The sequence below is a fragment of the Streptomyces sp. NPDC014734 genome, from assembly GCF_043083325.1.
GTDB lineage: Bacteria > Actinomycetota > Actinomycetes > Streptomycetales > Streptomycetaceae > Streptomyces.
Genome location: NZ_JBIBYN010000007.1, coordinates 106291 through 126876, shown reverse-complemented (window position 1 = coordinate 126876; position 20586 = coordinate 106291). Strand labels below are relative to the sequence as shown.

Below are 20586 nucleotides of genomic sequence, written 5' to 3'. Positions count from 1 at the left end.
TTTCGTTTCCGTGGACGCGTGTCCGTAGACGTGGGCGCCGGCAGATGACGATCGATGGAGCTTTGAGGATCATGAGCGAGACGAATTCCGCAGCCGAGGCGGCTGCGCCGCACCGCTACACGGCGGCGATGGCCGCCGACATCGAGGCACGCTGGCAGGACTTCTGGGACGCCGAGGGCACGTACGAGGCGCCGAACCCGACCGGTGACCTGGCGGACGATCCGGAACTGGCCGCCAAGCCGAAGAAATTCATCATGGACATGTTCCCGTACCCCTCCGGTGCGGGCCTGCACGTCGGCCACCCGTTGGGTTACATCGCCACCGATGTCTTCGCGCGCCACCAGCGGATGACCGGGCACAACGTGCTGCACACCCTGGGCTTCGACGCCTTCGGGCTGCCCGCGGAGCAGTACGCCGTGCAGACCGGTACACACCCGAGGGTCTCCACCGAGGCCAATATCAAGAACATGACCACCCAGCTGCGCAGGCTGGGACTGGGCCACGACAAGCGCCGCTCGTTCGCCACGATCGAGTCGGAGTACTACAAGTGGACCCAGTGGATCTTCCTGCAGATCTTCAACTCCTGGTACGACACCGAGGCCGACCGGGCCCGCCCGATCGACGAACTCGTCGCACAGTTCGACAGCGGTGCCCGACGCACCCCGGACGGCCGTGACTGGAGTGCGCTGAACGCCGTCGAGCGCGCGGACGTCCTGAGCGGATACCGCCTGGCGTACGCCTCGGACGCGCCGGTCAACTGGTCGCCCGGTCTGGGCACTGTGCTGGCCAACGAGGAGGTCACCGCCGACGGCCGTTCCGAGCGCGGGAACTTCCCGGTCTTCAAGGCCAAGCTGCGCCAGTGGAACATGCGCATCACGGCCTACGCCGACCGGCTGCTGAACGACCTGGACGGGCTGGACTGGCCCGAGGCGATCAAGCTGCAGCAGCGCAACTGGATCGGGCGTTCCGAGGGCGCGCGTGTCGACTTCCCGGTCGACGGCGACGGCGGCATCACCGTCTTCACCACCCGCCAGGACACCCTGTTCGGCGCCACCTACATGGTGCTGGCGCCCGAGCACGGGCTGGTCGAGCGGATCGTTCCGGCCGCCTGGCCCGAGGGCACCCACCCGGTGTGGACTGGCGGGCACGCCACCCCGGCCGACGCCGTCGCCGCCTACCGCAAGCAGGCAGCCGCCAAGTCCGACGTGGAGCGGCAGGCCGAGGCCAAGGACAAGACCGGTGTCTTCACCGGTGCGTACGCGATCAACCCGGTCAGCGGCGAGAAGGTTCCGGTCTTCATCGCCGACTACGTGCTGATGGGCTACGGCACCGGCGCGATCATGGCCGTACCGGCGCACGACGCGCGCGACTTCGCCTTCGCGCGCGCCTTCGAGCTGCCGATGCGCTGTGTCGTCGAGCCGGCGGATGACCGTGGCACCGACCCCTCGACCTGGGACGACGCCTTCAGCTCGTACGACGCGAAGCTGGTCAACTCCGCCAACGAGGAGATCTCGCTGGACGGCCTGGGGGTCGTCGAGGCCAAGGCGAAGATCACCGAGTGGCTGACGGAACACGGCGTCGGCGAGGGCACCGTCAACTTCCGGCTGCGCGACTGGCTGTTCAGCCGTCAGCGCTACTGGGGCGAGCCGTTCCCGATCGTCTACGACGAGGACGGCGTCGCCCACCCGCTGCCCGAGTCGATGCTGCCGCTGGAGCTGCCGGAGGTCGACGACTACTCGCCGCGCACCTTCGACCCGGACGACGCCGACACCCAGCCCGAGACCCCGCTGTCCCGGAACGCCGACTGGGTGAACGTCACCCTGGACCTGGGCGACGGCAACGGTCCGAAGAAGTACCGCCGCGAGACCAACACCATGCCCAACTGGGCGGGATCCTGCTGGTACGAACTGCGCTACCTGGACCCGAACAACGGACAGAAGCTGGTCGACCCGGCGATCGAGCAGTACTGGATGGGCCCGCGCGAGGGGCAGCCGACCGGCGGCGTCGACCTGTACGTGGGCGGTGCCGAGCACGCCGTCCTGCACCTGCTGTACGCGCGTTTCTGGTCCAAGGTGCTGCACGACCTGGGACACATCTCGTCCGCCGAGCCGTTCCACAAGCTGTACAACCAGGGCATGATCCAGGCCTACGTCTACCGGGACGGCCGCGGCATCGCGGTCCCGGCGGCCGAGGTCGAGGAGCGCGACGGAAAGTTCTACCACCAGGGCGAGAAGGTCAGCCGCGTCCTGGGCAAGATGGGCAAGTCCCTGAAGAACGCCGTCACACCGGACGAGATCTGCGCCGAGTACGGGGCGGACACGCTGCGCCTGTACGAGATGGCGATGGGCCCGCTGGACGTGTCGCGGCCGTGGGACACGCGTGCCGTCGTCGGCCAGTACCGGCTGCTGCAGCGGCTGTGGCGCAACGTCGTCGACGAGGAGTCCGGTGAGGTCACGGTCGTCGACGCGGAGCCGGGCGAGGAGACGCTGCGGGCGCTGCACAAGGCGATCGACGGGGTCGGCAAGGACATGGCCGGGATGCGTTTCAACACGGCCATCGCCAAGGTGACCGAGCTGAACAACCACCTGACCAAGACGGGCGGCCCGCTGCCCCGGTCCGTCGCCGAGCCGCTGGTGCTGCTGGTGGCGCCGCTGGCACCGCACATCGCCGAGGAGCTGTGGCGGCGACTGGGCCACACCGAGTCCGTCGTGCACCAGGACTTCCCGGTCGCGGACCCGGCGTACGTCGTGGACGAGACCGTGACCTGCGTCGTACAGGTCAAGGGCAAGGTCAAGGCGCGCCTGGAGATCTCCCCGTCGATCGCGGACGAGGAACTGGAGGCGCTGGCCCTGGCCGACCCGGCCGTGGTCGCGGCGCTGGACGGCGCGGGGATCCGCAAGGTGATCGTGCGGGCTCCGAAGCTGGTCAACATCGTTCCGGCGTGACGGCGGCGGTCGCGTCGGCGGGGCGGTTCGTGATCGCGCGGGCGCGGTGACGATGACGGTGACGGGGCCGTGAGCGTCGGCGTGGCCGTGCGGGCGAGCTGTTGCCGCGGCACGCGGTCCCGCCGGCGCGGGACCGTCTCCGCGTCCGTCGGCCGACCGGTCGGCGTCGGGCCGGTGCGCGGGTTGCCGCGCGGGATGTGGGGGCCTTCCCCTACGGGCAGGTTGGGGGTTCCGAAGGAACCCTCGGCCTGCCTTTTCCGTTTACGGTGGAGGGGCCGGCACCCGGCAGCCGATACGACATCCGAGGGGCGTTCATGGAAGCCGTGATCCTGATTCTGGGATTGCTCTTTCTCGCTTTCGTCGCGCTGGGCGTGTATGCGGGCGTCAAGGCCATCGGCGCGGCGAAGCGGGGTGTGGACCGCACGATCACTCAGGCACGCCGCACGGTCGAGGACACCGCGCTGCGGGCGAAGAGCTATGGAGCCACGGGCGTGGGCGGAGAGCTGGCGCAGCTGCGGCTCTCGTTGCGCATGTCCATGCGGGCCACGCAGGAGGCACTGCGGACGGGGGTCGCCGAGGACGCATCGCTCTCCGAGTCGCTGGATCTCTTCCGGCGCCTGAGCGCGCACGGTCGTGTGCTCGACGAGGAGCTCAGAAGACTGGAGCGCGAACCGGACCGGGCGACGGTCGCCTCGTTGCTTCCCGGTCTGAAGGAGCGCACGGAGCGGATCACACACTCGGCGGACTCCTTGCGGTGGGCGGCGCGGGACCGGGCACAGCATTTCGTCGATGACGACCTGGACATGTTGAACGCACAGATCGACATGGAGGCCGGGGCTCTCAGGCACTGGGCGGCGGGACCGGACGAGCCTGCCCGAGGACAGAGCCGTCCGCGGGACGACGGTCGGACGCGGGACGACGGTCGGGCGCACGGACCCGGGCGACGGGGCGGTCGGCAGGGGAGTGGGGGACCGGACGACCGGGTGGCGCAGGCGATAGCTTCTCCGGACTCCCGGAACAGGGCCGCGTACCCGTGGCAGAAGGCGACAAGACCCGAGACGACGAACTGACACGTCCCGGCCCCCCTCATGACCGGTGACATGGCTGGTGGCATGGCCGCCGGTGGTGCTGTCGGTATGGCCGCCGGTGCGGCCGTCGGCGAAGGGGCACGAGCGGGGCGGAGTCACGCGTGTCCGGTCTGCGGGGCCGGACTGCCGCGCGGAGGGCTCGCCAGGTAACCTCCCGCTCATGTCCCGCCATGTCGCGATCGTTACCGATTCCACGGCCTACCTGCCGCCCGAGACGATGGAGCGGCACGGCATCACCGCGGTGCCGTTGACCGTCGTCCTCGGTGATCAGGCCCTGGAGGACGGCACCGAGCTCTCCGCCCGGTCACTCGCGGTGGCGCTCCAGAAACGCCGTCCCGTGACGACGTCGCGTCCGGGCCCGGAGGTCTTCGCGGCCTCGTACCGGGCGGCGGCCGGTGCCGGCGCCGAAGGCATCGTCTCGCTGCACCTCTCCGCCGAGATGTCGGGCACGTACGACGCCGCGCTGCTCGCCGCGGCGGACGCACCGATTCCGGTACGAGTGGTGGACACCGGGATGGTCGCCATGGCCCTCGGATTCTGTGCTCTGACGGCGGCCGAGACGGTGGAGGCGGGCGGAAGCCTGGACGAGGCCGTCGCAGCCGCGGAGAAGCGAGCCGCGGACACCTGCGCGTACTTCTACGTCGACACCCTGGACTACTTGCGGCGTGGCGGCCGCATCGGTGCCGCGCAGGCGCTGCTGGGATCGGCACTCGCCGTGAAGCCGCTCCTCCAGCTCGACGGCGGTCGTATCGAACTGCTGGAGAAGGTACGGACGGCGTCGAAGGCGATCGCCCGCCTGGAGGAGATCGTCACGGAGAGGGCGGGCAGCGGGCGGGTGGACGTCGCCGTGCATCATCTGGCGGCACCGGAGCGGGCGGAGCGGCTCGCCGAGCGGCTGCGCGAGCGCGTGCCCGGCCTGGTCGACCTGCACGTCAGCGAGGTGGGAGCGGTGATCGGCGCGCATACCGGCCCCGGCCTGCTCGGAGCGGTGGTCTCACCCCGCTGAGGCCGGTCCCGGTCCGGTGCCACGGCAGCTTGCCGCCGTGGCACCGAGAGAGGTGCCACGTCACTCCTCGGAGTGGTCGAGATATCCACAACTGGCCCGTTGTCCACGGAAATCGGAGCGGCTCAGCGGCTTCGGGCGGAGGTGCCTACCGTCATGAGGCATGGCTCTGCGAACACATCGTGCAACCGGCGGAAACGGCGGCGGACCGGGGCGTGCCCGTGGCGGTTCCGGCCTCGGCCCCGGACGGCGACGACCGTCGCGCGGACGTACGGCAAGCGTTGCGGCGGCGTCGCGTCGCCGGGCGGACGCGCTCATGGACGGGGCGGGTGCGTCTGCGGAAGAGGCGGGCGTGCTCGTGGACGGGGCGGGCACGACTGCGGAAGAGGCGGGCGTGCTCGTGGACGGGGCGGGTGCGTCTGCGGGAGAGGCGGGCGTGCTCGTGGAAGGGGCGGACGGCGGGCGTCGTACACCGGCTGCGGAACGGAAGCCCTCCGCTCCGGAACCCGCCGCGTACCTGCCCCCGTCCCCCGGCCGTGACCCGTCCCCCGGCCGTGGCTCGTTCCCTGCCCCTGTTCCTGCCCCTGTTCCTGCCCCGGCATCGGCATCTGTCTCGGTATCGGTCCCTGCCGCGCACCGGGGGGCGGACCCGGTCAGCGGATCCGGGAAGCAGGGGTGGCGGGAGCGGCTGGTCCCGGCGCTGAGGGAACGGATTCCGGTGTGGTTTCAGCTCAGGTGCGGAGTGGAGCCAAGGACCCTCGCCGCGCTCGCCGTTGTCCTGATCGCGGCCGCGGCCTTCGCGACGATGCACTTCTGGTCGGCCCGGCCTCACCCCGTGCGGGCCCCCGATCTGGTCAACGAGGCCGCACACGCCCGGACATCGGGGACACCGACCTCAGCACCGGAGGGTTCCGCGGTGCCCGAACCGGCACCGGGACCGACGCCCACGACGGGGCAGGGCGCGCACGTTGTCGTGGACGTGAGCGGAAAGGTACGGAGGCCGGGCATCCACCGACTGCCGTCCGGGGCGAGGGTCGCGGACGCGCTGCTGGCGGCGGGTGGGGCGCGGCCTGGTGTCGATCTCACCGGGCTCAACCGGGCACGGGTGCTCATGGACGGGGAGCAGATCGTGGTGGGCGCCCCACCCGGCACACCCACCGCCGACGGCGGCGGGCAGGGCGGCGGCACGGGCGGCGGATCCGGGTCCGCCGCCGGACCGGTCAGCCTCAACAACGCGACAATCGACCAACTCGACACCCTGCCCGGTGTCGGACCGGTGCTCGCCCAGCACATCATCGACTACCGCACGCAACACGGCGGGTTCAGGTCCGTCGACGAACTCCGTCAGGTCAACGGAATCGGCGACCGTCGGTTCAGCGATCTCCAGCCGTTGGTGGGGCCATGAACGCGCCCGAGGCCCGGACGGCTCGGGCAGGGTGGGCCGGGGTCCTCGATCCGCGGCAGGAGGGCACGCTCGACCTGCGGCTGGTCCCACCGGCTCTGGCGGCCTGGGCCGGAGCCGCTCTCGCGCTGAGCGCATCGGGACGGTGGACGGCCACGGGGGTCACGGCCTGCGTCGGCACGGCACTGGTATTCCTTGCCTGGTCGGGGGCGCCGTTGCCCCGTGCGCTCAGTAGAAGCCGGGCCGGTCACGGGGGAGAACCGGCGGCCGACGGAAACGGTGCGGGCCACCGGCGGCGGACGCGCACCACCGTGACCGCCACCGCCGCCGCGTTGCTCTGCGCGGCGGCCGGGGCCGCGTCGGCGGGCCTGCACGGTGCGGACGTCCGGCAGGGGCCGGTACCCGAACTGGCACGGCAATTCGCGAGCGTCGAGGCGGAGGTGGCAGTGACCTCCGACGCACGCAAGACCGTGCCCCGGGTGCGAGGAGACCACAGCACACCCGCCTCGCTGCTCATGGACGCCGAGATCACCCGGCTCTTCGGCCACGACGGAACGGTCACCCGGCTGCGGACGCCCGTGCTGCTGATCGTCCGGCCCGGCGGGGAGGCGGCCCGGTGGCAGCGGCTGCTCCCCTCCACACGCCTGCGCATCGGCGGTCGGCTGGCACCGCCCCTGCACGAGGGGGAGCGCAACGCCGCCGTGCTGAGGCCGGACGGCAAGGGACCACCCCGCGTCATCGGGCCGCCCTCGTCCCTCCACCGCACGGCGGGCGCACTGCGCGCCGGACTGCGGCGGGCGACGGACCGGCTGGACCCCGACGCCCGCGCTCTCCTGCCGGGCCTGGTCGTCGGCGACACATCAAGGGTCTCGCCCGAACTGCGGGAAGCCTTCCGGGCGACCGACCTCACCCATCTGATGGCGGTCTCCGGCGCCAACCTGGCGATCCTGCTCGCCCTTCTGATCGGGCCGCCCGGCACAGCATCGCGCGCCGAACGCCGTGGCCTGGCGCCCCGTCTGGGTATTCCGCTGCGGCTGACCGCGCTGCTCGGCGGTGGGCTCACGTTCGCGTTCGTCATCGTCTGCCGCCCCGAGCCGAGCGTGCTGCGCTCGGCAGCCTGCGGACTGATCACCCTGCTGGCCATCGGCACCGGCCGTCGCAGATCACTGCTTCCGGCACTGGCCGCAGCGGTCCTGCTGCTGGTCCTGTACGACCCGTGGATGGCACGCAGTTACGGCTTCGCCCTCTCCGTACTGGCCACCGGTGCCCTGCTCACCATCGCCCCGAAATGGGCCGACGCGTTGCGACGGCGCCGAGTGCCGCCCCGGGTCTCCGAGGCGCTGGCAGCGGCCGCGGCGGCGCAGGCCGTGTGCGCGCCGGTCATCGTGCTGCTCGCCTCACAGGTCAGCCTGGTGGCGATCCCGTGCAATCTGCTTGCCGAGTTCGCGGTGGCGCCGGCCACGGTGCTCGGCTTCGCCGCGCTCGGCGCCGCGCCGGTGGCCATGCCCGTGGCAGAACTGCTCGCCCGGGTCGCGGGGTGGCCTGCCGGATGGATCGCCTCGGTGGCCCGCACCGGGGCGGGACTGCCCGGGGCGGCGATCGACTGGCCCGACGGCGGAAAGGGGGCGCTGCTGCTCACCGGGCTGACGGTGCTGGTGCTGCTGTTCGCCCGTCGTGCGGCGCGCCACCCCTGGATCTGTACGGTCGCCGCGTTGCTGCTGGTTCTCGCGGTGCTGCGCCCGGTTCCGCTCACCCGGGTGCTGACGGGATGGCCGCCCCCGGACTGGGCGTTCGCCATGTGCGACGTGGGCCAGGGAGACGCCCTGGTGCTGGCCGCGGGGGACGCCGCGGGAGTGGTCGTCGACACCGGACCCGATCCGGCGCCGGTCGACCGCTGCCTGCGCGATCTCGGCGTCTCCGAGGTGCCGTTGCTGGTTCTCACACACTTCCACGCGGACCACGTGAGGGGACTTCCGGGAGTACTGCGCGGCAGAGCGGTGGGGGCGATTCAGACGACGAGCCTGGACGAACCGCCGGAACAGGCGGCGTTCGTCCGGAGAACTGCCGCCGCGTCGGGAGTCCCGCTGATCCGGGCCGTTCCCGGCGAGCGCCGCCGGATCGGGCTGCTTGACTGGCAGGTCCTGTGGCCGGTGGGCGGGACGGGGGCAGCGGGCATACCGGCCGGTGCCACCCCGTGGGCCGGACCCGTACCGCAGGATCCGAACGACGCCAGCATCACCCTGTACGTCCGGACCGGAGGGCTGACCCTGCTGCTGCTCGGAGACCTCGAACCCCCGGCCCAACAGGCGCTGTTGGGAAGGTATCCCGCTCTGCCGCCGGTGGACGTGCTCAAGGTCGCCCATCACGGTTCCGCTCATCAGGAGCCGGAACTGCTGCGCAGCGCGCACCCCAGACTCGCCCTGGTGAGCGCGGGCAGGGGCAACCCGTACGGGCATCCGGCCCCCCGCACCCTCGACGCACTCGGGGCCGGTGGCGCGAGGGTACTGCGCACCGACAGGGACGGCGCTATCGCCGTGTCGGGGTTCGGGCCGCGGCTACGGGCGGTGGGCCGTTCGTGAAGCCGGGTTCCCCCGTCGTACCGGTACGGGTCGGCGCAGGCGCAGGGCGCGGACACCACGACGGCCGCGCTTCCGAGGAGCCGTCTTTGTGATCTTCTCCGTCCCGCCGCCGGTGCTCCGGATCGCCGCCGGTGCTTTGGATCGCCGTCCGTCCCCATCCGGCCGTCGGTACGGGCAAACCATGGTGTACGCGCGCATACGTCCCGCCGGATTCGGAGAAGCCACTTGCGCCGCTCCCGTACGGACGGCTGCGGTACCGGCGGAACGGCAATTCGGACCCTCGGTAACATCTCTACGCAAGCACTTGCGAGCTGCTCTGTTTGCCTCGAACACCACAAGGGTGGTCGAATGCATCATCGTCGGTGGGCCGGTGCTCCGACGCGTACGTCCAGTCGTCAGGCCCCAAGGTGACTTACCCCAGGGGGTAGTGGAGAGATGTTCGGCCGCTGGTTGCGAAGCAGGGCAACGACGGGTGCCGTGCGGGGCAACGCCCTCGCCGGGGTGGAGATGCCGCGCACCGCGGGGGCGCTCAGCTGTCGCGTGCTCGATCCGGTCAACGAGATTGTCCGGCAGGCCGAGTTCGTGGTCACGGACGGCGCGGGCCGCAAGGTCTTCGGTGGTGAGACGGACCCTTATGGCAATGTCCTCGCCACAGTCCCGGCGGGTGAGTACCGACTCGCTGTCACAGCCGAGGGATTCACCCCGTTCCACGGTGCGGCGACCGTCGTCGAGGGCGGTCACGCGAGCCTGGGCGACGTGACCCTGCAGATATCCCCGCTGCCGCAGTTGCCCGATCCGGGGGACTGGGAGGTGGAGCCGATGCATTCGCAGATCGGTTTCACGGCCCGGCACATCGGCATGGCACGTATTCACGGCAGGTTCAACAACTTCGCCGGTGCGGTCCGGATCGGCGACCGCATGGAGGACTCGGCCATGCACGTGATCATCGACGCCGCGTCGATCGACACGAACGTCCAGATGCGTGACGACCACCTGCGTTCCAGCGACTTCCTGGACGTCGGCCGCTACCCCACGATGGAGTTCTACGGCGACCGCTTCGTCCACCGCGGTGGCACCCGCTGGGGTGTGACCGGTGCGCTCACCCTGCACGGCGTCAGCCGCACGGTCACGCTGGACACCCACTACCTCGGCCTGGGCAACGGGCTGGAGGGCGAGACGCGCGCAGCCTGCCGGGCCACCACGGAACTGCATCGCGAGGACTTCACGCTCACCTGGCAGACCATGCTGGCCCGGGGCATCGCGGCAGTCGGCTCCAGCATCTCCATCGACCTGGACATCCAGATCGTCCCCAAGGCCTGAACAACCGGGACGCGGACCGGCGTCGCGTCGCGTGCGACGCGCAGGGCGCCTCACGGCACTTCGAGCCAGCCCTCGTACTCGGCGGCGAACGCGTCGAGCGCCGAAGCGTCAAGTCGTCCCGACGGGTCCTCCACGACCACCAGCCACTGGGCGTCCTCGGCATCGTCCTCGCCGGCCAGCGCATCGCGTACCAGCTGGGGCTCCTCGGCCACCCCGAAACGGTCGCCGAGCTCCTCGGCCACTTCCTCGGCGGCCTCGCGGTCGGGCAGCACCAGCACATGTCTCACATCGCTCACCTGCCCATTCTCCCGTACGGCGGGCGTCACGGAACTCGTTCCGGCGGACCGGCGGGGGAGGGAGCCGGGGGGTTTGTCAGTGGTGCGTGGGATGCTGGACGGCGATGGCCACCAGAAGGAATTCGACCGACGATCCGCTCGCCCCCCTCACGCTCGCCGTGGGTCAGGAGGACCTGCTCCTCGACCGCGCCGTGCAGCAGGTGGTCGCGGCGGCCCGTGCCACGGACCCCGACACGGACGTGCGCGACCTCACCCCCGACCAACTCCAGCCCGGCACCCTCGCCGAGCTGACCAGCCCGTCGCTCTTCGCCGAGCGCAAGGTCGTGATCGTCCGGAACGCGCAGGACCTCTCCGCCGACACGATCAAGGACGTCAAGGCGTACCTGGGCGATCCGGTCGAGGAGATCACTCTCGTCCTGCTGCACGCCGGGGGTGCCAAGGGCAAGGCGCTGTTGGACGCCGCGCGCAAGGCAGGGGCGCGGGAGGTCGCCTGTCCGAAGACGACCAAGCCCGCCGAGCGGCTCTCCTTCGTGCGGACGGAGTTCCGGACGCTGGGGCGGTCCGCGACGCCCGAGGCGTGCCAGGCGCTGGTCGACTCGATCGGCAGTGATCTGCGGGAGCTGGCGAGCGCGGTCGCGCAGCTGGTCGCGGATGTCGAGGGCACGATCGACGAGTCGGTCGTCGCCCGCTACTACACGGGCCGTGCGGAGGCTTCGAGTTTCACCGTCGCGGACCGCGCGGTCGAGGGGCGGGCGGCGGAGGCGCTCGAAGCGCTGCGCTGGTCGCTGTCGACGGGTGTGGCGCCGGTGCTGATCACCAGCGCGCTGGCGCAGGGGGTACGGGCGATCGGTAAGCTCTCCTCGGCGCGCGGGGGACGGCCCGCGGATCTCGCCCGTGAGCTGGGCATGCCGCCGTGGAAGATCGACCGGGTGCGTCAGCAGATGCGCGGGTGGACACCGGACGGTGTGGCGGTGGCCCTGCGGGCGGTCGCGGACGCGGATGCCGGAGTCAAGGGCGGCGGTGACGATCCGGAGTACGCGCTGGAGAAGGCCGTCGTCGCGATCGCACGGGCGGCGCGGTCGGGGCGCTGACCGCCCTTCCGCGTCCGTCTTTCGACGGCCGCCGTTCCGCGTCCGCTCGACCGCGTTGGCCTCTTGGGAAACCGCTCTGCCGCGTTCGCTCTGCTGTGCTCGCTCTGCTGTGTTCGCCCTGCCGCCCGAAGCCCCACCATCCGACCGGAGCCGTGCGGTCCGGGCACGACGAAGGCCCCGGCCGCGCTCCGGGGAGAGCGGGACCGGGGCCTCCGGTTCACACTTGGTGCGCCGCACCCGCGTGGCGAACGCAGGTTCGGTGTGCGGCGCGGGGGCCGGGCAGGGGCGGGAGAGAGGGCCCGCTGATCCGTTCCGGCAGGTGGATCTCAGACGGCTCAGCCCTGGAGGGAGGCAACCTTGGAGGCCAGCGCCGACTTCTTGTTGGCGGCGGCGTTCTTGTGGATGACACCCTTCGAGACGGCCTTGTCGAGCGCACGGGAGGCGTCGCGAGTGGCCACGGTGGCCTTCTCGACGTCACCGGCGGCGACGGCCTCACGGGCCTTGCGGATAGCGGTCTTGAGCGAGGACTTGACGGCCTTGTTGCGCAGGCGCGCCTTCTCGTTCGTCTTGTTCCGCTTGATCTGGGACTTGATGTTCGCCACGAAAGAGCCTTTTCAGGTTCGTTGGATCTTCGATGAGTGTCCTGCGGCCCGGGAGGGTCGCGAGACACAGCTGTCAACGGTACCAGCCGCGCTCGGACCGGCCCAAACCGGTCCCCGCCCCGCAACCATGGGACGATGGAGGCTACGTATCGATCCGACCGAACCGACATCGACCCGAGACACGGCGTTCGGCGTCTCAAGAATCAGGACCCTGCGTGCCCGCGACTCCTACCAACGTGCCCGAGCCGAGCCGTACCGACCCGGCGCTGATCCGCAACTTCTGCATCATCGCGCACATCGACCACGGCAAGTCGACCCTTGCCGACCGGATGCTTCAGCTGACGGGCGTGGTCGACCAGCGGCAGATGCGTGCTCAGTACCTCGACCGGATGGACATCGAGCGCGAGCGCGGCATCACCATCAAGTCCCAGGCGGTCCGTCTGCCCTGGGCGCCCACGACGGGTGAGGACGAGGGGCGCACCCATGTCCTCAACATGATCGACACCCCGGGTCACGTGGACTTCACCTACGAGGTCTCGCGCTCGCTCGCCGCCTGTGAGGGCACGGTCCTGCTGGTCGACGCCGCGCAGGGGATCGAGGCCCAGACGCTGGCCAACCTCTACCTGGCGATGGAGAACGACCTCACCATCATCCCGGTGCTCAACAAGATCGACCTGCCGGCCGCGCAGCCGGAGAAGTTCTCCGAGGAACTGGCCAACCTCATCGGCTGCCAACCGGAGGACGTGCTGAAGGTCTCCGCGAAGACCGGAGTCGGTGTGGACGCGCTGCTCGACCGGGTGGTGCGGGACATCCCGGCCCCGGTCGGCATGGCGGACGCCCCCGCACGGGCGATGATCTTCGACTCCGTCTACGACTCGTACCGCGGTGTCGTCACGTACGTCCGTGTCGTCGACGGCCAGCTCAACAAGCGCGAGCGCATCCGGATGATGTCCACCGGAGCCACCCACGAGCTGCTGGAGATCGGGGTCTCCTCCCCGGAGATGACCCCGGCCGACGGTCTCGGGGTGGGTGAGGTGGGCTACCTCATCACCGGTGTGAAGGACGTGCGGCAGTCCAAGGTCGGTGACACGATCACCTCCCTGAGCAAGGGCGCGACCGAGGCACTGGGCGGCTACAAGGATCCCAAGCCGATGGTGTTCTCGGGCCTGTACCCGCTGGACGGCTCGGACTACCCGGACCTGCGCGAGGCGCTCGACAAGCTCCAGCTCAACGACGCAGCCCTGGTGTACGAGCCGGAGACCTCCGCCGCGCTCGGCTTCGGTTTCCGCGTCGGCTTCCTCGGTCTGCTCCACCTCGACGTGATCCGTGAGCGGCTGGAGCGCGAGTTCGGTCTCGACCTCATCGCCACCGCGCCGAACGTGGTCTACCGCGTCGACATGGAGGACGGCACCGAGCACACCGTCACCAACCCGAGCGAGTTCCCCGAGGGCAAGATCGACCGGGTGCACGAGCCCGTCGTGCGCGCCACGATCCTCGCGCCCAGCGAGTTCATCGGCGCGATCATGGAGCTCTGCCAGAGCCGCCGCGGCACCCTGCTCGGCATGGACTACCTCTCCGAGGACCGGGTCGAGATCCGCTACACCCTGCCGCTCGCCGAGATCGTCTTCGACTTCTTCGACCAGCTGAAGTCCAAGACGCGCGGGTACGCCTCCCTGGACTACGAGCCCACCGGCGAGCAGACCGCGCACCTCGTCAAGGTCGACATCCTGCTGCACGGCGACAAGGTCGACGCGTTCTCCGCCGTCACGCACAAGGACAAGGCGTACGCCTACGGCGTGCGGCTGGTCGCCAAGCTGCGCGAGTTGATCCCGCGGCAGAACTTCGAGGTCCCGATCCAGGCGGCCATCGGCTCCAGGGTCATCGCCCGCGAGACCGTCCGCGCCATCCGCAAGGACGTCCTCGCCAAGTGCTACGGCGGTGACATCTCCCGTAAGCGGAAGCTGCTGGAGAAGCAGAAGGAGGGCAAGAAGCGGATGAAGATGGTCGGCAGTGTGGAGGTGCCGCAGGAGGCCTTCATCGCCGTGCTGTCCACGGACGACTCGGGCGGGGAGAGCAAGGGCAAGAAGTAGGCCGTTGCCACGGGTGGGCGGACGGATGCGGTTCCCGTGCCCGTCCGCCCCGGCTCCGTCCGCACCGTTCCGTCCGCACCACCCCCGGGTGCCCGCCCGACGGGCCCCTGCGTCGCAGCACTCCGCGACACAGGGGCCCGTTTGTTATGAAGCGGCGGCCCATTGCCTCTTACGCGGCGGACGCGGGCGCTCTACCCTGATCACGACCTCGTGGTTACTCGCCAGTTAAACAACGTGGGGTCGAGAGCCGCCAGACGCGCACCGTACGCACGGACGACGAGGCTCACGGGCCGAAGCGGAAACCACGCGGACGCACGCGGAAAGCCGGTGAGCAGGAGGCACGGGAAACCGTGTGGTGGGCGACGCGCAGGAAGACGAGCAGCACGAGCACGCGGGCAGCAACCCAGGAGCAGGCCAAGTGGAAGCCCGGTCCGGCCCAGGAGCAGGCCGGGCGGAAACCCGGCACGACAGGAGCAGTCCCAGCAGGAACCCGGCACAACCCAAGAGCGGGAATCCAGTAGCAGCCCAGTAGCAGCAGCCCAGCAGCAACCCAGCAGGAAAACGAGCAGCCACACATAACCACCAGCAGCGACCAGCAGCCGGTCGTGAAGCACTGCCGCAGGCCCGGAGGATGTCGTGAGCGACACACTGACCCAGATCGAGAACCGACCGCCCTCCGTGGCGAACCTCTTCGTCGACCGCGTGGCGGCCACCCCCGACGGGGAGGCGTACCGCTACCCGGTCCCCTCGGCCGGCGGCGAGGGACCCGATGACTGGAAGTCGCTGAGCTGGGCGCAGGCCGCCGAGCGCGTGTACGCGATCGCGGCGGGACTCATCGGACTGGGCGTGCGGCCGGAGGAGCGCGTCGCGCTCGCCTCCTCCACCAGGGTGGAGTGGATCCTCGTCGACCTCGGCGTGATGTGCGCGGGCGCCGCCACCACCACGGTCTACCCGTCGACCAACGTCGAGGAGTCGGCGTTCATCCTTGCCGACTCCGAGAGCCGGGTACTGATCGCCGAGGACGCGCAGCAACTGGCGAAGGCGCGGGAGCGCCGCGCCGACCTGCCCGAACTCGCCCACGTCGTCGTCATCGACCCCGAGGGTGCCGAGCCCGCCGAGGACGACCCGGAGGGCTGGCTGCTCACCCTCGCCGACCTGGAGGCCCGCGGTGCCGAGTACCTGGTGAAGCACCCCGAGGCGGTGAAGGAGCGGGTCTCCGCCATCACCTCGGACCAGCTTGCCACCCTCATCTACACCTCGGGCACCACCGGCCGCCCCAAGGGCGTGCGCCTGCCGCACGACAACTGGTCCTACATGGCCAAGGCCACCGTCTCGACCGGGCTGATCACCGCGGACGACGTCCAGTACCTCTGGTTGCCCCTCGCCCACGTCTTCGGCAAGGTCCTCACCTCCGGCCAGATCGAGGTGGGCCACGTCACCGCCGTGGACGGCCGGGTCGACAAGATCATCGAGAACCTGCCGGTGGTCCAGCCGACCTACATGGCCGCCGTCCCCCGGATCTTCGAGAAGGTCTACAACGGCGTCGCGGCCAAGGCGCGGGCCGGCGGCGGGGCCAAGTACAAGATCTTCCAGTGGGCGGCCGGGATCGCCCGCGAGTACGCGAAGGTCTCGCAGGACAACTTCCGGCACACCGGCACGGCGTCCGTCCCGTTCGGGCTCGGGGCCAAGCACAAGGTCGCCGACGCCCTTGTCTTCGCCAAGATCCGGGAGGCGTTCGGCGGCCGACTGCGCGCCTGCGTCTCCGGTTCCGCCGCGCTCGCCCCCGACATCGGCTACTTCTTCGCGGGCGCCGGCATCCACATCCTGGAGGGCTACGGCCTCACCGAGTCCAGCGCCGCCTCCTTCGTCAACCCGGGCGAGGCCTACCGCACCGGCACCGTCGGCAAGCCGCTGCCCGGCACCGAGGTGCGGATCGCCGACGACGGGGAGATCCTGCTGCGCGGCCCCGGTCTCATGGAGGGGTACCACGGGCAGCCGGAGAAGACCGCCGAGGTGCTGGAGGCGGACGGCTGGTTCCACACCGGGGACATCGGCGAGCTGTCCGTGGACGGCTACCTCCGGATCACCGACCGCAAGAAGGACCTGATCAAGACGTCCGGCGGCAAGTACATCGCCCCGGCGGAGGTCGAGGGACAGTTCAAGGCGGTCTGCCCGTTCGTCTCGAACATCCTGGTGCACGGCGCGGACCGCAACTACTGCACCGCCCTGATCGCGCTCGACGAGCCCACCATCCTCGGCTGGGCCGCCGAGAACGGCATGGGCGGGAAGGCGTACGCCGACGTGGTGGCCTCGCCGCGGACCGTCGAACTCATCGACGGATACGTGCGCCGGCTCAACGAGGGGCTCCAGCGCTGGCAGACCATCAAGAAGTTCCGGTTGCTGCCGCGTGATCTGGACATCGAGCACGGGGAGCTGACGCCCAGTCTGAAGCTGAAGCGGCCCGTCGTCGAGCGCGAGTACAAGGACCTCATCGACGACATGTACGTGGGGGCCCGCGAGGCATAGGGCCCATCCGGCCACCGGGGGAGAATCCGGCCCCCGCACGGAAGCACCCGGGCGCGGAACGGATCCCGCGAGCCCCCGTACCGAGGGGCCCGCGGGGTGCGCCCCGGGTTCCTCCGGGCCTGCCGCACGACGCGTCCGGCCCTGTCGTTCTCCGCTCACTTCGGCAACTCGCCTCTTATGGGCATGGTCAATCTGTCAGTCTGTCGGTGTCGTCAGTGGCGTCCAACGAGAAACAGACAGCAACGAGAACAGCCAGAGCGAGAACAGGTCAGGAGCTGCACCGTGGGGTCCGTTCCCTTGCAGCGGGACATCGTTCAGCGTCCCGGTATCACCGTCGGTCACCCGGAGGAGCGGCCGGTCGCCCGTACATCCCTGCCCGGAAACCTCCTCGCGCCCTCCGCGGGACGCCGGTTCGTCCAGGCCGCGCTCGCCGAGTGGAGCGGCCTCGGACTGCCGACGGCCGTGGGGTGCAGCGAGCGCCTCGCCGACGACGCGTCGGTCGTCGTCAGCGAGCTGGTCACCAACGCGGTCGTGCACGCCGGAACCAACGTCGAGCTGCTGTGCCGGCTGGAGGAGGCCACCGACGACGAGGCCGCCGCCCTCGTGCTGGAGGTCTCCGACCACCACCCCGCACGCGCCGTTCGCAGCGACCGCCCGGCGGACGACGGAGCCGGATACGTCCTTCCCGCCGATCCGGTCGAGTACGGCCGCGGCCTCCAGCTCGTCGGCACCCTCGCCGAGCGCTGGGGCATCACCTACCGCACCGGCCTCAAGACCGTCTGGGCCCGGCTCCCCGTCGACGACTGGAACCCGTTCCCCGAGGCGTCCGGCGAGCCCGGATTCCAGCACGGGCTGCGCGCCGCCGAACTGCTCGCACCCACCGCCCGGCGGGCCCTGCGCGACGACGCGGACTGGGCCGGCCGCGGCGCGCTGTCGTTCCTCGCCGAGGCGTCGGACCTGCTCGCCGGACAGCTCGACGAGGACATCGTGGCGGCGCTCGCCGGACAGTTACTCGTTCCCCGGCTCGCCGACTGGTGCGCGATCTGGCTGGAGCCCGAGAACGGCGGCCCGGTGGCCGTCCCCCGGCTGGCCAGCGTCTGGCACCGGGACGAGACCGAGACCCCCGGCCTGCGCACGGTGCTGGAGCAGGACCCGATCCGGCTGCCCGAACGGGTCGGCACCGGGCCCGTCTCGCTGGCCTGGACCGGAAACGAGGAGGACGGCGGGGAACCCGGGACGCACGAGGCGCACGCCGGATCCGCCCTCGCCTACCGGATCACCTCGGGCGGCCGGACGCTCGGAGCCGTGCTCCTCGGCAGGGAGGGCGCGGGACGCGTCCCCGACGAGGTGACCGCGCTGATAGAAGACTTCGTCCGCAGGGTGGGTCTCGCCGTCGGCGCCGCCCGCGCCTACACCCGGCAGGCCACCATCAGCCGCATCCTGCAACGCGCGCTGCTGCCCGGCAAGGTCGCCGACATACCCGGGGTGACCAGCTCGCTGGTGTACGAGCCCAGCGACGACGGGGTCGTCGGCGGGGACTTCTACGACATCTTCCCGTGCCCCGGCGACCGCTGGTGCTTCGTGCTCGGCGACGTCCAGGGCAGCGGCCCCGAGGCCGCCGTCGTCACCGGCCTCGCCCGGCCCTGGCTGCGGCTGCTGGCCCGAGAGGGATTCGGCGTCGGCGAAGTGCTGGACCGGCTCAACCGGCTGCTCCTGGACGACGCGATGGAGGCCGCCGAGGCCGCGGCGCTCATGGTGGCCGCGGCGGGCGGCCAGCACACCGCGGACACCGGGCAGTCCCGCTTCCTGTCCCTGCTGTACGGGGAACTCGTCCCGCTGCCGGACGGCGGGGTGCGCTGCACCCTGGCCAGCGCGGGCCACCCGCTGCCGCTGCTGCTCCGGCCCGACGGCGCGGTGCGCCCGGCCGCCGAACCGCAGATACTGCTCGGAATCTTCGACGACGTCGCCTACGAGAGCCAGAGCTTCGAGCTGGCGCCCGGCGACAGCCTGTTGTGCGTCACCGACGGGGTCACCGAGCGGCGCTCCGGAACGCTGATGTTCGACGACGGGGACGGCCTGGCCCTGGCCCTGGCCGACTGCGCGGGCCTGTCGGCGGACGGCATAGCGGACCGGATCAAGCGGGCCGTGCACGAATTCGCCGAGCGTCCGCCGGACGACGACCTGGCGCTGCTGGTGCTCCAGGCGGGGTGAGGCCGGGCCCGGCCGGGCGGGAGCGGGCGGGCCCGGGCGACGTATCCGCCCGGGGGCGGTCCGGGTGTGTCCGGGTGGTTCCGGCCGACGAGCGACAATGGGCGGTATGCCTTCCGTACTGCCCGATGGTGAACCCGTACCCGACGACGGGGCGCTGCCCCGTCATGCCCTGGAAGGCGCCGCCGACCGGCCGCTCGGCTTCTACCTGCACGTGCCCTACTGCGCGACCCGCTGCGGATACTGCGACTTCAACACGTACACCGCCACCGAGCTGCGCGGCTCCGGCGGCGCACTGGCCTCCCGGGACAACTACGCCGGGCACCTGATCGACGAGATCCACCGCGCCCGCACGGTCCTCGGCGACGATCCGCGCCCGGCCCGCACGGTCTTCGTCGGCGGCGGGACGCCGACCCTGCTGGCCGCCGCCGACCTGGTCCGGATGCTGGGGGCGATCCGCGACGAGTTCGGGCTCGCGGACGACGCCGAGATCACCACCGAGGCCAACCCGGAATCCGTCGGTCCGGCCTATCTCGCCGAACTGCGGGAGGGCGGCTTCAACCGGATCTCGTTCGGCATGCAGAGCGCCCGGCAGCACGTGCTGAAGGTCCTGGACCGCACGCACACCCCCGGGCGCCCCGAGGAGTGCGTCGCCGAGGCCCGCGAGGCGGGCTTCGAGCACGTCAATCTCGACCTGATCTACGGCACGCCCGGCGAGTCCGACGACGACTGGCGGGCCTCGCTGGACGCGGCGATCGGGGCGGGCCCGGACCATGTGTCGGCGTACGCGCTGATCGTCGAGGAGGGCACCGGACTGGCTCGGCGCATCCGGCGCGGCGAGGTCCCGATGACCGACGACGACGCCCACGCCGACCGGTACCTGATCGCGGAGGAGGCGATGACCGCGGCGGGCTTCTCCTGGTACGAGGTGTCGAACTGGGCCCGCACGCCCGAGGGCCGCTGCCTGCACAACGAGCTGTACTGGCGCGGTGCCGACTGGTGGGGGGCCGGACCCGGGGCGCACAGCCACGTCGGCGGGGTGCGCTGGTGGAACGTGAAGCACCCCGGGGCGTACGCGCAGGCGCTGGCCGAGGGGCGGTCGCCGGGGGCCGGGCGCGAGATCCTCTCCGCCGAGGACCGGCGGGTCGAGCGGATCCTGCTGGAGCTGCGGCTCGTGGACGGCTGCCCGCTGTCGCTGCTGAAGCCGGACGGGCTGGTCGCGGCGGGACGCGCGGTCGGGGAAGGGCTGCTGCGGCCCGAACCGTACGAGCGGGGCCGGGCGGTGCTCACCCTGCGCGGGCGGCTGCTGGCGGACGCGGTGGTGCGGGACCTGGTGGACTGAGACTGGACGCGCCGGACGGGACGGGACGGGGCGGGCGGAGGGCCGCGCGGGCGGGACGGGGGCGCGGACCGCGTATCGGCACCGCCCACCGCCC

13 protein-coding genes are annotated in these 20586 nt (G+C 71.2%); 11 read left to right on the top strand and 2 right to left on the bottom strand.

Annotated features, from left to right (window positions below; genetic code table 11):
• Positions 1–71 precede the first annotated feature (71 nt).
• From leuS to ACF1CT_RS14065, 6 genes are all read left to right on the top strand, one after another.
• Positions 72–2945 (top strand): leucine--tRNA ligase, encoded by a 2874-nt coding sequence (gene leuS, locus ACF1CT_RS14090; RefSeq protein WP_391784071.1) that lies wholly within the window; start codon positions 72–74, stop codon positions 2943–2945.
• Between the two features lie 314 nt (positions 2946–3259).
• The gene (locus ACF1CT_RS14085) at positions 3260–4015 is read left to right on the top strand and encodes a hypothetical protein (protein WP_391784070.1); all 756 of its coding nucleotides are present in this window, start codon (positions 3260–3262) and stop codon (positions 4013–4015) included.
• Positions 4016–4193: 178 nt separating this feature from the next.
• Positions 4194–5039, top strand: a complete 846-nt coding sequence (locus tag ACF1CT_RS14080; RefSeq protein ID WP_391784069.1) for a DegV family protein — start codon at positions 4194–4196, stop codon at positions 5037–5039.
• A gap of 739 nt (positions 5040–5778) precedes the next feature.
• The gene (locus ACF1CT_RS14075; RefSeq protein ID WP_391784068.1) at positions 5779–6441 is read left to right on the top strand and encodes a ComEA family DNA-binding protein; all 663 of its coding nucleotides are present in this window, start codon (positions 5779–5781) and stop codon (positions 6439–6441) included.
• Positions 6438–9017 (top strand): ComEC/Rec2 family competence protein, encoded by a 2580-nt coding sequence (locus tag ACF1CT_RS14070; protein ID WP_391784067.1) that lies wholly within the window; start codon positions 6438–6440, stop codon positions 9015–9017. Before ACF1CT_RS14075 ends, ACF1CT_RS14070 begins: the two co-directional genes overlap by 4 nt.
• A 435-nt stretch (positions 9018–9452) precedes the next feature.
• Positions 9453–10337 (top strand): YceI family protein, encoded by an 885-nt coding sequence (locus ACF1CT_RS14065; RefSeq protein ID WP_391784066.1) that lies wholly within the window; start codon positions 9453–9455, stop codon positions 10335–10337.
• 50 nt (positions 10338–10387) lie between these two features.
• On the opposite strand, the gene ACF1CT_RS14060 is transcribed toward ACF1CT_RS14065, so the two are convergent.
• Positions 10388–10633 carry a hypothetical protein gene (locus ACF1CT_RS14060; protein WP_391784065.1) on the bottom strand — a complete coding sequence of 82 codons (246 nt, stop codon included), beginning with the start codon at positions 10631–10633 and terminating at the stop codon, positions 10388–10390.
• 104 nt (positions 10634–10737) lie between these two features.
• Between ACF1CT_RS14060 and holA the strand changes: the two genes are divergently transcribed.
• Positions 10738–11724, top strand: a complete 987-nt coding sequence (gene holA / locus ACF1CT_RS14055; RefSeq protein WP_391784064.1) for a DNA polymerase III subunit delta — start codon at positions 10738–10740, stop codon at positions 11722–11724.
• Positions 11725–12059: 335 nt separating this feature from the next.
• Here holA and rpsT read toward each other — a convergent pair whose 3' ends face one another.
• Positions 12060–12326, bottom strand: coding sequence for a 30S ribosomal protein S20 (rpsT, locus tag ACF1CT_RS14050; RefSeq protein ID WP_335936930.1), 267 nt, complete (start codon positions 12324–12326; stop codon positions 12060–12062).
• Between the two features lie 215 nt (positions 12327–12541).
• On the opposite strand from rpsT, the gene lepA reads away from it, so the two are divergent.
• From lepA to hemW, 4 genes are all read left to right on the top strand, one after another.
• Positions 12542–14416 (top strand): translation elongation factor 4, encoded by a 1875-nt coding sequence (lepA, locus tag ACF1CT_RS14045; RefSeq protein WP_391784063.1) that lies wholly within the window; start codon positions 12542–12544, stop codon positions 14414–14416.
• A gap of 636 nt (positions 14417–15052) precedes the next feature.
• The gene (locus ACF1CT_RS14040; protein ID WP_391784062.1) at positions 15053–16942 is read left to right on the top strand and encodes an AMP-dependent synthetase/ligase; all 1890 of its coding nucleotides are present in this window, start codon (positions 15053–15055) and stop codon (positions 16940–16942) included.
• Positions 16943–17239: 297 nt separating this feature from the next.
• Positions 17240–19153, top strand: coding sequence for a SpoIIE family protein phosphatase (locus ACF1CT_RS14035; RefSeq protein ID WP_391784220.1), 1914 nt, complete (start codon positions 17240–17242; stop codon positions 19151–19153).
• Positions 19154–19250: 97 nt separating this feature from the next.
• Complete coding sequence (gene hemW, locus ACF1CT_RS14030) at positions 19251–20492, top strand: radical SAM family heme chaperone HemW (protein WP_391784061.1); 1242 nt, start codon at positions 19251–19253, stop codon at positions 20490–20492.
• Positions 20493–20586: the final 94 nt, after the last annotated feature.

What these genes read in the sequence shown, in the direction of transcription:
- leuS (WP_391784071.1), top strand. Translation starts at nt 72, where the DNA reads ATGAGCGAGACGAATTCCGCAGCCGAGGCGGCTGCGCCGCACCGCTAC.
- ACF1CT_RS14085 (WP_391784070.1), top strand. Translation starts at nt 3,260, where the DNA reads ATGGAAGCCGTGATCCTGATTCTGGGATTGCTCTTTCTCGCTTTCGTC.
- ACF1CT_RS14080 (WP_391784069.1), top strand. Translation starts at nt 4,194, where the DNA reads ATGTCCCGCCATGTCGCGATCGTTACCGATTCCACGGCCTACCTGCCG.
- ACF1CT_RS14070 (WP_391784067.1), top strand. Translation starts at nt 6,438, where the DNA reads ATGAACGCGCCCGAGGCCCGGACGGCTCGGGCAGGGTGGGCCGGGGTC.
- ACF1CT_RS14065 (WP_391784066.1), top strand. Translation starts at nt 9,453, where the DNA reads ATGTTCGGCCGCTGGTTGCGAAGCAGGGCAACGACGGGTGCCGTGCGG.
- holA (WP_391784064.1), top strand. Translation starts at nt 10,738, where the DNA reads ATGGCCACCAGAAGGAATTCGACCGACGATCCGCTCGCCCCCCTCACG.
- hemW (WP_391784061.1), top strand. Translation starts at nt 19,251, where the DNA reads ATGGGCGGTATGCCTTCCGTACTGCCCGATGGTGAACCCGTACCCGAC.